General features: G+C 67.8%; 12 protein-coding genes. 4 read left to right on the forward strand and 8 right to left on the reverse strand.

Translation table 11 applies throughout. The features are described from left to right. Positions 1-69: 69 nt before the first annotated feature. Positions 70-1,464, forward strand: a complete 1,395-nt coding sequence (locus ABZ004_RS33280; protein WP_355685228.1) for an FAD-binding oxidoreductase — start codon at positions 70-72, stop codon at positions 1,462-1,464. Here the strand turns inward: ABZ004_RS33280 and ABZ004_RS33285 are convergent. From ABZ004_RS33285 to ABZ004_RS33300, 4 genes are read right to left on the reverse strand one after another with little or no spacing between them, the layout of a single operon-like run. Next, entirely contained in the window at positions 1,451-1,846 is a 396-nt protein-coding gene (locus ABZ004_RS33285) for a hypothetical protein (RefSeq protein ID WP_355685230.1), read from the reverse strand. The genes ABZ004_RS33280 and ABZ004_RS33285 overlap by 14 nt on opposite strands. Beyond that, positions 1,827-2,573, reverse strand: a complete 747-nt coding sequence (locus ABZ004_RS33290) for an SDR family NAD(P)-dependent oxidoreductase (protein ID WP_112241448.1) — start codon at positions 2,571-2,573, stop codon at positions 1,827-1,829. Before ABZ004_RS33290 ends, ABZ004_RS33285 begins: the two co-directional genes overlap by 20 nt. Further along, a complete protein-coding gene (locus ABZ004_RS33295; RefSeq protein WP_355685232.1) occupies positions 2,566-3,834 on the reverse strand; it encodes a class I adenylate-forming enzyme family protein in 1,269 nt (422 codons plus the stop codon). The genes ABZ004_RS33290 and ABZ004_RS33295 overlap by 8 nt, the downstream gene beginning before the upstream one ends. Continuing rightward, positions 3,831-4,082, reverse strand: coding sequence for an acyl carrier protein (locus ABZ004_RS33300; RefSeq protein WP_185442428.1), 252 nt, complete (start codon positions 4,080-4,082; stop codon positions 3,831-3,833). The genes ABZ004_RS33295 and ABZ004_RS33300 overlap by 4 nt, the downstream gene beginning before the upstream one ends. A 178-nt stretch (positions 4,083-4,260) precedes the next feature. Between ABZ004_RS33300 and ABZ004_RS33305 the strand changes: the two genes are divergently transcribed. Then, positions 4,261-6,519, forward strand: coding sequence for a hypothetical protein (locus ABZ004_RS33305; RefSeq protein ID WP_355685234.1), 2,259 nt, complete (start codon positions 4,261-4,263; stop codon positions 6,517-6,519). Here ABZ004_RS33305 and ABZ004_RS33310 read toward each other — a convergent pair. Further along, entirely contained in the window at positions 6,516-8,066 is a 1,551-nt protein-coding gene (locus ABZ004_RS33310; protein WP_355685235.1) for a family 10 glycosylhydrolase, read from the reverse strand. The two genes, ABZ004_RS33305 and ABZ004_RS33310, sit on opposite strands and share 4 nt — an antisense overlap. An 89-nt stretch (positions 8,067-8,155) precedes the next feature. Here ABZ004_RS33310 and ABZ004_RS33315 point away from each other — a divergent pair, with 89 nt between their 5' ends. After that, positions 8,156-8,776, forward strand: a complete 621-nt coding sequence (locus tag ABZ004_RS33315; RefSeq protein ID WP_355685237.1) for a GNAT family N-acetyltransferase — start codon at positions 8,156-8,158, stop codon at positions 8,774-8,776. Then, positions 8,773-9,831, forward strand: coding sequence for a pseudaminic acid synthase (gene pseI, locus ABZ004_RS33320; RefSeq protein ID WP_355685239.1), 1,059 nt, complete (start codon positions 8,773-8,775; stop codon positions 9,829-9,831). The genes ABZ004_RS33315 and pseI overlap by 4 nt, the downstream gene beginning before the upstream one ends. Before the next feature lie 44 nt (positions 9,832-9,875). On the opposite strand, the gene ABZ004_RS33325 is transcribed toward pseI, so the two are convergent. Genes ABZ004_RS33325 through ABZ004_RS33335 form a run of 3 tightly spaced genes read right to left on the reverse strand, consistent with a single transcriptional unit; the run spans position 9,876 to position 11,569 of the window. Beyond that, entirely contained in the window at positions 9,876-10,367 is a 492-nt protein-coding gene (locus ABZ004_RS33325; RefSeq protein WP_355685240.1) for a hypothetical protein, read from the reverse strand. Next, positions 10,367-11,089, reverse strand: coding sequence for a hypothetical protein (locus ABZ004_RS33330; RefSeq protein WP_355685241.1), 723 nt, complete (start codon positions 11,087-11,089; stop codon positions 10,367-10,369). The genes ABZ004_RS33325 and ABZ004_RS33330 overlap by 1 nt, the downstream gene beginning before the upstream one ends. 3 nt (positions 11,090-11,092) lie before the next feature. After that, positions 11,093-11,569, reverse strand: a complete 477-nt coding sequence (locus tag ABZ004_RS33335; RefSeq protein WP_355685243.1) for a GtrA family protein — start codon at positions 11,567-11,569, stop codon at positions 11,093-11,095. Between the last annotated feature and the right edge of the window lie 35 nt (positions 11,570-11,604).

Genomic DNA, 11,604 nt, shown 5'->3' on the forward strand with positions numbered 1-11,604 from the left:
GCACTATCACTTTGGCCGCAACGGGTCCATGGTGAAAGTGATCGAACAACCGAGGGGGAGGTCCAGCTCATGACCCAACTTGCCGGCAGCGGCATCGAGGACCTGAGAACAATGATTGGCGGGCCGGTGGTGGGACCGGCCGATCCCGGCTACGACGACAGCCGCAAAGTGTGGAACGCGACCATCGACCAGCGTCCGGCGGTGATCGTCCAGGCACGCAGCGTCGAGGACGTCAGCCGGGCGGTCGGCTTCGCGCGCGAGAACGGCCTGGAGATCGCGGTCCGCGGCGGTGCGCACAGCCCCGGCGGCTCCTGCACGGTGGCGGACGGCCTGGTGATCGACCTGAGCGGGCTCAACGCCGTCACCATCGACCCGGTGGCGAAGCGGGCCCGGGTCGGCGGCGGCGCCCTGCTCGCCGATCTCGACGCCGCGGCCCAGCAGTACGGCCTGGCGGTACCGGCCGGCATGGTCAGCCACACCGGCGTCGGCGGGCTCACGCTCGGCGGCGGGATGGGCTGGCTGACCCGCAAGTTCGGGCTCAGCATCGACAACCTCGTCGCGGCGCAGGTGGTCACGGCCGACGGCCGGATCCTGCGGGCCGCCGAGGACGAGAACCCCGACCTGCACTGGGCTCTGCGCGGCGGCGGGGGCAACTTCGGCGTGGTGACCGAGTTCGAGTTCCAGCTGCACGAGGTCGACCCGATCATCCGCTTCGGCCTGCTCTTCTGGGACCTGGACAAAGGTCCGGAGATGTTCCGGCTGGCCCGCGAAGTGATGGCGAAACTGCCCCGCGAGGTGAACATCGTGCTCGGCGGGCTGAACGCGCCGCCGGCCCCGTTCGTCCCCGCGGAGCACCAGTTCAAGCCCGGTTACGCAATGATCGTGACCGGCTTCGGCGAGGCCGAGGAGCACGAGCAGGTGCTGGACGAGATCCGTCTCTCGCTGCCGCCGCTGTTCGAGTTCGCCACCCCGATGCCGTACGTCGCGCTGCAGCAGATGCTCGACGAGGCGAACGCGTGGGGGCAGCACGCCTACGACAAGGGCCTCTACCTCGACGACCTGAGTGACGAGGCCATCGAGGTGCTCACGGACCAGTTGCCGCGCAAGCAGTCGCCGCTGTCGGTGATGCTGTTCTACCGCCTGGACCAAGCGTATTCGGAGGTCGCCGACGACGCGACCGCCTTCAGCGGCAGCCGCGCACCCGGGTACGCGCTGTTCCTGGTCGCGATCGCCCCGACGCCGGAACTGCTCGAGCAGGACCGGGCCTGGGTGCGGTCGTTCTGGACCGCACTGCAGCCCCACAGCCGGGGCATCGGGAGCTACGTCAACGCGATCAGCGACGACGAGGCCGACGATCGGGTGCGGGCTTCGTACGGCGCGAAGTACGAGCGGCTGGCGGCGATCAAGGCGATCTACGACCCGGGGAACGTGTTCCACCGCAATGCGAACATCAGGCCCGCGTAGGGGCCAGCGCGACCGAGACGATGAGCGGGCCGAGCTCCAGGGTCCGCCATCGTCCGGTGAAATCGGCCGGTACGTCGAGGCCGTGCTCCGGCCACCAGGCGAGCATCGGGACGTCGGCGAGCTTGCAGAGGCACTCCGCGCGGGTCCAGCGCTGCCAGAACTCGTCGACTCCGAACCGGCGGGCGAGCGGCGCCGGGACCACTTGATCGGCGTACTCGGCATCGATCACGACGGACCAGCCGGGCGGCGGTACGGCGTACCAGCCGACGCAGCGGAAGTCCGGTAGGTGCGAGCGGGTGACGGCGTCCGCCATCTCGGCGACCGAGCCGACCCGCAGGTACGACTCGGCGCCTTCGAGCAGGTCAGATGGAGGCAGCGCCATCGATGACGAGGACCTGGCCGTTGATGTTGGTGTTCTCCAGCAGCAGCATCCGGACCACCGGGACGACCTCTTCCGGCTCGGTCAGGTGACCGGTCGGCGTACGCCGAACGATCTGGTCGAGCTGGGTCTGGCCGAGCACCGCGGACATGTCCGAAGCGAAGAAGCCCGGCGCGACCGAGTTGACCAGCACGCGGCCGCCGAGTTCGCGGGCCATCGAGCGGGTCGCGGAGTCCATCCCGCCCTTGGTCGCGGAGTAGGCGACCAGACCCGGGTAGCCGCGCTGGGCGCAGATCGAGGTGACGTTGACGATCCGGCCCTTCAGGCCCTTGGCCATCATCCGGCGGAGCACGAACCGGGTCAGCACCAGCGGCGCGGTCAGGTTCGTGTGGATGATGTTGGCGATCTGCTCGGCCGAGGTGTGCACGTGCAGCGAGTCCTGGCCGACGGCGGCGTTGTTCACCAGGCCGTCGATCGGGCCGAGCTTGGCCTCGACCTCCTTGACGAACGCCTGGGCGCCCTTCTCGTCGGTGACGTCGACGGAGCCGACATGCACCTGGTCCGGGTACTTCTCGGCCAGCGCGGTCAGCTCAGGGGTGACCGTGCGGGCGAAGGCGGCCACCTTCACGCCGGCGTCGATCAGGTCGTTCACGAAGGCCAGGCCGAGGCCCTTGGATCCACCGGAGACGAGGACCACCTTCGAGGGCGGCACCAGAGTTGGTTCAGACATCGCTTTTCAGGGTCTCCTTCTGCGGAATCTCGTCCAGGAAGCGGATCCGGCGCGGTACGCCGTAGTCCGGCAGCCGGTTCGTGCACCACTGCACCAGGTCGGCGTCCGTGGTCGGGCCGAGCGCGGGGTCGATGACCACCTCGGCCGCCACCATCCGGCCGACCAGCGGTGCCTTCCGGGCGAACACCCGGGCCCAGGCCACCGAGGGGTGCGCCATCAGCACGTTGCGGACCAGGCCGGCCGACACCTTGGAGCCGCCGACGTTGATCTCGTCGGTGTCGAGGCGGCCGGTGATCAGCACCCGGTCGTCGACGAACTCGACCCGGTCGCCGGTCCGGTGCGCTCCTTCGAGGCCGGCACCGTGGTGCGGGGAGCTGATCACGAGCTCGTCGTTCTCGACGTGCAGGATCGGCCGCTCGACCTCGGGCTGTGACACGGATTGGGGATCGCGGTCCAGCCAGGCCTTCGGGAAGCCGGCCTTGCCGTCGTGGACGACGATCGAGGCGCCGACCTCGGAGGAGGCGTAGATCCAGGAGATCCGGGCGTCCGGGAAGATCTCGTGCAGCTGGTCCAGGATCGCCTGGTCGACCGGCTCGCCGCCGAGGGTGATCTGCTCCAGCGGCACCTTGGCCAGCGCCTCGGTGTCGCGGAAGATCGTCTGCCGCCAGAAGGTCGGCGTACCGGAGGCTGCCGTGACGCCGTGCTCGGCCGCGATGGCCGGCCAGGTGTCCAGCTCGGAAGGCTCGATCACGACCAGGCCCTGGTCGGCCTGGGTGAGTGAGATCGTGATGACCTGCCACCAGGCGTAGGTGCCCGGGGAGTACGGGACCAGCCAGGTGCGCGGCTGCTGCTGCCCGCGCACGGTGGTCAGCGACTCGAGGGTGTGACCGATCCGCTTGGGCCGTCCGGTGGAGCCGGAGGTGAGCAGCCAGACCCGGCCGGATTCCTCCACCCGCTTGAGCTTCGCGGGCGTGACGGAGTGCTCGTCGCCGTTCGCGATGACGACCGCGAAACCGGATTCGCCGAGCTCCTCGCGCATCGCGAGGTCGACCCGGGACGAGGTGGCGACCAGCAGCTCGGTGCCGTGCACGGCGTGGTGCCGGACGGCCGCCAGCGCGTCGGCGCCGTTGTCCACCAGGACAGCGGCAGGCGAGGGCAGCTGCGGCAGCTTGTGCAGGGTCCGCCAGGTCAGCGTCTTGCCACCGACGACGACCCGGTTGTCGTCACCGATCAAGGCGGTCGTACGACGCGACGCGGTCACGCCGACTGGAGCTGCTCGATGAAGTCGAGGACGTCACCGACCTTGGCGATCTGCCGGAGCCCGGGGGCGTCGAAGTTCAGCTCGTCGCCGATCTCGTCCTCGACCCGCAGCGCGAGCTCGGAGAAGTCCAGCGAACGGAAGCCGATCTCTCGCAGGTCGGCGCTGTCCTCGCTCGGCAGCGTCTTGCCCTGCGCCTTCATCACCTCGCCCATCAGGTCCCGGATCTGGGCGCGCGTCAACTCACTCATGAAGCCAGAGCCTAGCGGCTCCCGCCCCGGCGGCCGACTTCGCGGCAGGACAGCAGTGGTCCAGGTCACTCGGCAGGCAGCTGAACCGGTCGACCTATCATCGCGTTGAGTAGGAAGCGGGAACTTTCTGCCACCGCCGGTCCTCTTTCTGAACAGGGACGCGAACGAGGGGATCTGGATGAGCAAGGGTGGGCGCGCGGCGGTGATCGCGGCACTCGCGAGCGTGCCGGTGCTGCCGCTGGGCTGGTTCGCCGGGTTGCAGGCGCAGGATGCCTGGATCCCGGCCGCCTACCTCGGTTATCTGCTCGTCGTCATCGCCATCCCCGGCACGCTGTTCTGGCGCAGACTCACTGGTGGGACAGGCTGGTTCGCCGTCGACGCAGTACTCGGTACGACGTTCGGCCTGGCTTGTGAGGCGCTGATCTATCCGTTGGGCCGCTGGCTCGACATCCCGCTGCTCGCCCTCGTGATGCCGGCCCTGGCCTTCGGCATGGTGATCGGCCTGCCGCGGCGGAAAGAGAGCGACCGGCCGACCCCTTGGTGGGCGGTCGCCGGCGTGATGGTGTCGGTCGGCGTGGTGTCGGCCTGGTTCATCCGGGTCGGTTCGCGGCTGATCGCGCTCGACGGCCCGGCCGCGCTCCGGCCGAACTCCGATTCGCCGTTCCAGCTCTCGCTCGCGGCCGAGCTGACCCATCACTTCCCGCCACAGGTGCCGTATGTCGCCGGTGAGCCGCTCACCTATCACTGGATGGTCTACAACCACATCGCCTCCGCGCACTGGATCACCGGTATCGAGCTCGATGTCCTGACCCAGCGGGTGGTCCCGTTCGCCTTCATGCTGCTCACCGCGATGGGCGCCGCCGCGGTCGGCATGGTGCTGACCGGGCGCGCGGTCGCCGCCCCGATCGCGGCCGCATTGACCGTGATGGCCGGCGACCTGGCGCCGTGGTCCTGGACGACGACGAACACGCTCTACAACGACGGCCCGCTCTCGATGGGCCAGCTGATCAGCCCCACGCAGGCGTTCTCGACCGTGCTCATGCTGCCGCTGATCGCGGTCACGGCCCTGATCCTGCGCCGGCCGCCCGGTCGCAGGCGAGGCGGACAATCCCGCAGCCGGCTCGCCGGACTCTTCGTGGCCGCGGCAGTACTCATCGCGGTGCTGTCGATCTCGAAGGCAACAGCGCTCCCGGTGTACGCCGCTGGGCTGCCGGCCGCGTGGATCTACCTCTCGGTGCGCGGCCGCCGGATCAATCTGCGGGCACTCGTCCTCGCCGTGCTGGTCGTCATCTGCTACGGCTTCAACTATCTGGTGATCCTGCGCGCCGAGAGCCAAGGGATGACGGTCAAGCCGGCCGGAACCTTCCGGTCCATGCTGCAGACGATGCTGACCGGGATCAGTCCCGACGTACAGCAAGGCCCGTCGGTACTGGTGATCTTCTCGGCCGCGATCGTCATCGGCTGGCTGATGCCGGTCGTCGGCGCGCTGCTGATCCGGCGCCGGGTGCCGCGCGACCCGATGGCGGTCCTGCTGGTCTTCGCGTTCGTGCTGGCGATCGCGGCGGCCTCGATCCTCTACCACTTCAGCCAGTCACAGGTCTTCTTCGCCCGGAACGCCTTTATTTACGGGGTTCTGATCGCGACCTGGGGGTTGTCGTCACTGGAGCGACGCCGGTACTACGCGGTCGCGCCCGCCCTCGCCTTGGGAGTCGCGGCGATCTACTACGCCAGATCCCGCCCGCACGGGTTGATCCGGGACTGCCGAGACACCAGTTGCCTCGACCGGATCTTCGCCGAGCCGCTGGTGGTAGCGCTGATCATCGTTGCCGTGGGCACCGTCGTGCTGGGATTGGTCTTCCGATCGGGACGCACCTGGGCGGCGATCGCCGTGGCGGCCCTGGTCGGCCTGACCGTATCGCCGACCATCGTCAGCCTGCAGAAGTTCGCGACGCCCGGCGGTTCGACGTACGAGTCGATCGCTCCCGGTGGGATCGAGGCGGCGCGCTTCATCCGGCGCCAATCCGGGCCCGACGACCTGATCGCGACCAACATCCACTGCCACCGGCCGCCCGCCGGTACGTCGGGAGGCGGGCTCAGCCTGCCCGACGAGCGGTGCCACAGCGGCTCCTTCTGGATCCCCGGGTACGCCGAACGCCGCGTGCTGGTCGAAGGCTGGGCGTACACGGCCAAGGCCAACAGCCACGCCTACACCTCCGCCGAGGCCCTCTACAGCCCCTTCTGGGACCAGGAGAAGCTCCGCATCAACGACGCGGCGTTCACCGCGCCGACCCGGGAAGGCCTGGACACCTTGCGTACGAAGTACGGCGTCCGCTGGCTGTTCGCTGACTCGCGGATCAACCCGATCCCCGAGGAGCTCGGCAAACTGGCCGAACTGCGCTTCCAGTCCGGCACAGTCAGCGTCTACCAGTTGCGCTAGCCGATGGTCGGGATGGGGACGGACTGGTTCCAGGTGCGGTCCAGGGCGGTTACTGAGTAGAGGTAGTGGTGGCCGGGGAGGGCCGTGGGGTCTGTGTAGGTGGTGGTGCGCTGGGTGGCGAGGAGGTTGCGGGCGTCATTGTCGGGGCACCAGTCGCCGGCGGTAAGGTCGCGGCGGTAGATCGCGTACGACGTGGTGTCGGCTGATGTCGGGCGCCACTGGAGGCGTACGCCGGTTGACGTCTTGGCGGCTTGCAGCGCGTGCACCGGAAGAGGCGGGCGCGCGTCGAGGTGGGGCATGGCGGGGATGAGGGCTGGGCGCGTGTACCAGTTGCTGTTGAGCAGTGTGGTGGCACCAAGGCGGTCTGCGCGGACGTCCTTGGCAGAGAAGTAGATGTCGCCCTTGACCTCAGGAATCGTTGTATTGAAGGCCAGATGGTCACTCAGCTCGGCAGGGTCGGACCAGTCGGGTGACTGCGTCGACGTACCGACCTTGTACGTCGCCTGGCCGATGTAGAGGTGTACGTCGGTGCCGCGAACCTGCTCGGCCCACCAGGGCACGATCTTGTTGTAGTCGGCAGGAGCGAAGCCGCCCGCCCAGTAGACCTGCGGAACGATGTAGTCGATCCACTCCTCACGCACCCAGCGCCGGGTGTCGGCCGCGAGGTCGTCGTACGTCTGCACCCCAGCAGTGGTGTCGGAACCGAGTGGGTCGGTCGCCTTGTTCCGCCAGACCGCGAACGGGGAGATGCCGAACTTCACCCACGGCTTGGCCGCCTTGATCCGGTGCTGCAACTCCTGGATCAGCAGGTTGATGTTGTTGCGCCGCCACTCGGCCAACGTGGGGAAGCCTGCTCCGTACTGCGCGTAGGTGGCCGCGTCGTCGAAGACCTGGCCGGCTACCGGATACGGGTAGAAGTAGTCGTCGAAGTGGACACCGTCGATGTCGTAGTTCGACACCGCGTCCATGATCGCGTCCTCCACCAGCTTGCGGACTGCTGGGATTCCCGGGTTGTAGTAGAGCTTCCCGCCGTACGGGAGAACCCAGTCGGGGTGCTGCCGGGCCGGGTGCTCCGGGACAAGCTTGCTGAGGTCGGTGCCCATCGACACTCGGTACGGGTTGAACCAGGCGTGTAGCTCCAGGTTCCGCTTGTGCGCCTCGGTCACTGCAAAGGCCAGCGGGTCGTAGCCGGGATCACCGCCCTGTACGCCGGTCAGGTACTGCGACCAGGGCTCCACCTTGGAGGGCCAGAACGCGTCTGCCGTCGGGCGCACCTGCAGTACTACGGCGTTGTGGTGCTGCCGTACTGCGTCGTCGAACCACCCGACCAGCTCTGCCTGCTGCTGGGCCGCTGTGAGCCCTGTCCTGGACGGCCAGTCGATATTCACCACGGAGGCGACCCAGCTGGCTCTGAACTGCCGCAGCGGCGTACTGGGGGCAGCCGCACAGCTCGCCTCGGCCTCCGTCGTACGGGCTGTGGCTGGTAGTGCACCGAAGATCAGGCCGGCTGTCGCTCCGAGTACGCCGACGATCCGCAAGACACTCATGTCACTCTCCGACCGGTCTATAAATGAAGTCGAAAGATAGTTACACGACCCGGCCGCGGCACAGAAGAGTTCGGCGGCGATTCGATTCGGTGATCACCCCATGCGGTGACGGTCTGGCGACCGAATGGCTGGCGACGGGGGCCAGCCAGTACCGTGGGGACCGGATCAACCAGGGATCGAGAGGGCGGAAAGTGCTGCGTACGGCCACCGACGGCGACGTCGACATCATCCGGGTCCTGCGCAACCAGGAGCCCAACCGCGAGGTCAGTATCAACGCCCACGAGATCTCGGTGGACGAGCACGCCGGCTGGTGGAAGAAGGCCAGCGCGGACCCGACCCGCCGGGTGCTGATCTACGAACGCGACGGCGTGACGGCCGGCGTGGTGAACTTCTTCGACCTGGACTTCGAGGCGAAGACCGGCGCCTGGGGGTTCTTCCTGGACGCCGAGGGCCTGGCCGAGCGGGGCGAGACGCTGCCCGCGTGGATCGAGGTCATGAAGGACGCCACCGGGTACGCGTTCGACGAACTCGGGCTGGACGAGCTGCATGGTGAGGTGCTCGAGCACAACACCGTGGTCCGGCAGATGAACCGGCGGTTCCGCTTCGTCGAGGGCGAGCCGGAGACCCGGTCCGCCGACGGCCGCGAGATCACCGTGTTCCCCATCAGCCTGCACAAAGACAACCGGCGGAAGCCGAAGGGACAAGCATGAGTGCCAGTAAGACGATCAACTTCGGCGACGTACCGGTCGGTCCGGACCACCAGCCGTTCATCATCGCGGAGATGTCGGGCAACCACAACGGAGACCTGGAGCGGGCGAAGGACATCGTTCGCGCGATGGCCGAGACCGGCGTACAGGCGCTGAAGCTGCAGACCTACACGGCCGACACGATCACCCTCGACGTCGACCTGCCGGCCTTCCGGCTGCCGTCGGAGCACGAGCTGTGGGGCGGCGCCCGGCTGTACGACCTCTACCAGGAGGCACACACGCCGTGGGAGTGGCACGAGCCGCTGTTCGAGCTGGCCAACTCGCTCGGCATGCTGGCCTTCTCGTCGCCGTTCGACCCCACCGCGATCGACTTCCTGGAGAAGCTGAACGTGCCGGCGTACAAGGTCGCCTCGAACGAGATCGGCGATCTGCCGCTGGTCCGCGGGATGGCCGAGACCGGCAAGCCGATCATCATCTCCACCGGTTCGGCGACCCTGATGGACATCGACGCGGCGGTCCGCGCGGCCCGGTCCACCGGCAACGAGCAGATCATCGTGCTGTCCTGTACGGCGAGCTACCCGGCGCCGGCCGACCAGTCCAACCTGCGCTCGATCCCCGTACTACGCGACGCTCTGGGCGTCCAGATCGGTCTGTCCGACCACACCATGGGCATCGGCGCCTCGATCGCGGCCGTCGCCCTCGGCGCGACCGTGATCGAGAAGCACGTCACGCTGTCCCGCGCCGACGGCGGCGTCGACTCCGCCTTCTCCCTGGAGCCGTTCGAGGTGAAGCTCCTGGTCGAAGGCACCAAGGTCGCCCAGCAGGCGCTCGGTGAGCCGATCGTCGGCCCGAAGGAGGCGGAGCAGAACGTCCTGCGCTTCCGCCGCTCCCTCTACATCACCCGCGACGTCAAGGCCGGCGAAAAGGTGGCCCCCGACAACGTCCGCTCCGTCCGCCCCGCCGGCGGCCTGGCCCCCGACGCCTTCACCTCCGTCGAAGGCCGAGAATTCCGCGTAGACGCAGTAGCCGGCACCCCCCTCACCTGGGACGTCCTGTAAACCCCAGCCACTGACAACAGGCCCGGCGACAGTCGGGCCTGTTGTCATTTGAGCCTCGACGCCGCCAGCTGCCAAACGGATCGCTTGACGACAGAGGCACGATCAGAGCTGTCGCCGAAGGTGATGCTCGCGCACGCCGGCTGGATAGCTGGCAGTTGGGTCATGTACCGATCCGCAACAGCGCCGGTGGCTTCAGCAACCACGACCGATACGAACGCATCCGGTTCAGCAAGCCCCGCCTCCGGAGAGATCTTCCGGCCGGCCAGCGGGTCCGGGCGAAGCGTTGGAGTCAGATTCGGGAAGAAGATGAAGGTATCCGGGTTCAGGTCGTGACCGTGGTAGCTGGCGGGAACAGCTTTGGCCATCTGGAATACGTCGTACCGGTAGCTGACCGGGGCCGAAGGTGTGCTGGGCGGGGCCGAGGGGGAACGCGTGGGGATCGGCGTCGCATCCGGCGCGTAGTTCACGGCTGGATCACAGGCGATGAGCGTGAAACCGGCGACGATGATCGCGGTCGCGGACAGGAGGCGCCGCATCAGTGGAGCTTTCGGGTGGTGGTGGCCTCGAGGGACTTGGCGAAGGTTAGGAGTTGCTGTTCGTTGAAGGTCGGGCCGGAGAGGCGGAGGTCCGCCACGTAGGTCTGGGTGCGGAACAGGACGATGGCTTCGTGGACCTGTTGGCCGTGGTTCAGGTAGGTGCGAAGGATGTAACGGGACCGGACGCCGAGACCGGGGACGGCGCGCTCGACGATCGAGGCGGGGTCGTGGTCGTCGGTGCGCATGGTGGCGCACTGGGGCGCCGCCTGGACGAGCAGGTCAAGGTACTTGTCGGAGTACGGCGTCGGGAGTGAGGTCAGCTCGACCTGCACGGGGAATGCGTTGGTCTTCGGATCGGCCACCGCGTACGGCAGGTGCGGGAATTCTGCGAAGGTGTCGACCTTGCGGCCGCCGGTACGAAGGATGTCGCGGCAGGACTCGGGGTCGACCTTGCGGCCTTCGAACGGGTCGTCGCGCGGGGACCAACCGAAGGCTTCCTTGTTGGTGCGGCGGTCGAACTGCTCCTTGCCGTACGCCGTCGGCAGCGCGTCGCGAAGCTGCTCGGTCGTGTTGGGCGAGCTGATCTTCAGCGGCGTCACGCTCTGGCTCGGGCTCACTGTCGAGGCAACCGGCGACGGCTCGGAGGTTGCCTGCGGCCCACTACAGGCAGTGAGGGCAACAAGAGTCAGCAGGGCGGACAACTTGCGGGTGGGGTTGCGCATCTATCAGTTGTGGGTGGCGCGGAAGGTCCAGAAGTGGTGGAGGAGGTAGGAGGCTACCGGGATGGCCGCGATCAGGAGGGCCTGGGCGAGCAGGACCGGGAGGCCTACCAGCTCGATCAGCAGCGGCATGCCGAGCAGGGAGCAGCCGAGGCCGAAGAGGTAGACCGTGTAGAACTTGGCGAAACCGCGCAGCCAGCTCGCGTTCGTGGAGCCGAAGACGAAGTCCCGGTAGAGCGGGTAGACCACCAACGCGGTGCTGAAGTTCGCCGCCGCGGTGACCGCGAGGTACGGGACCGAGTCGTGCAGGAAGTGCCAGCCGAGCCAGAACAGGCCGAAGTACAGGACGTTCGTGCCGGCGCCGACGATCAGGTAGCGGACCCGGTGGTCACCGGCGACCTTGGAAACAAGGCTCGGGGCGGGCTTGGTGTCGAGCTCGGCGACGCTAATGGCAGTGCCTTTTCTGTTCAGTGGAATAATCACGACGGAACCGCATCCCCCGCATCGGTATCAGCTGA

The organism is Kribbella sp. NPDC006257, assembly GCF_040613535.1.
GTDB lineage: Bacteria > Actinomycetota > Actinomycetes > Propionibacteriales > Kribbellaceae > Kribbella.

What these genes read in the sequence shown, in the direction of transcription:
- ABZ004_RS33330 (WP_355685241.1), bottom strand. Translation starts at nt 11,089, where the DNA reads ATGCGCAACCCCACCCGCAAGTTGTCCGCCCTGCTGACTCTTGTTGCC.
- ABZ004_RS33325 (WP_355685240.1), bottom strand. Translation starts at nt 10,367, where the DNA reads ATGCGGCGCCTCCTGTCCGCGACCGCGATCATCGTCGCCGGTTTCACG.
- ABZ004_RS33290 (WP_112241448.1), bottom strand. Translation starts at nt 2,573, where the DNA reads ATGTCTGAACCAACTCTGGTGCCGCCCTCGAAGGTGGTCCTCGTCTCC.
- pseI (WP_355685239.1), top strand. Translation starts at nt 8,773, where the DNA reads ATGAGTGCCAGTAAGACGATCAACTTCGGCGACGTACCGGTCGGTCCG.
- ABZ004_RS33310 (WP_355685235.1), bottom strand. Translation starts at nt 8,066, where the DNA reads ATGAGTGTCTTGCGGATCGTCGGCGTACTCGGAGCGACAGCCGGCCTG.
- ABZ004_RS33300 (WP_185442428.1), bottom strand. Translation starts at nt 4,082, where the DNA reads ATGAGTGAGTTGACGCGCGCCCAGATCCGGGACCTGATGGGCGAGGTG.
- ABZ004_RS33305 (WP_355685234.1), top strand. Translation starts at nt 4,261, where the DNA reads ATGAGCAAGGGTGGGCGCGCGGCGGTGATCGCGGCACTCGCGAGCGTG.
- ABZ004_RS33280 (WP_355685228.1), top strand. Translation starts at nt 70, where the DNA reads ATGACCCAACTTGCCGGCAGCGGCATCGAGGACCTGAGAACAATGATT.
- ABZ004_RS33285 (WP_355685230.1), bottom strand. Translation starts at nt 1,846, where the DNA reads ATGGCGCTGCCTCCATCTGACCTGCTCGAAGGCGCCGAGTCGTACCTG.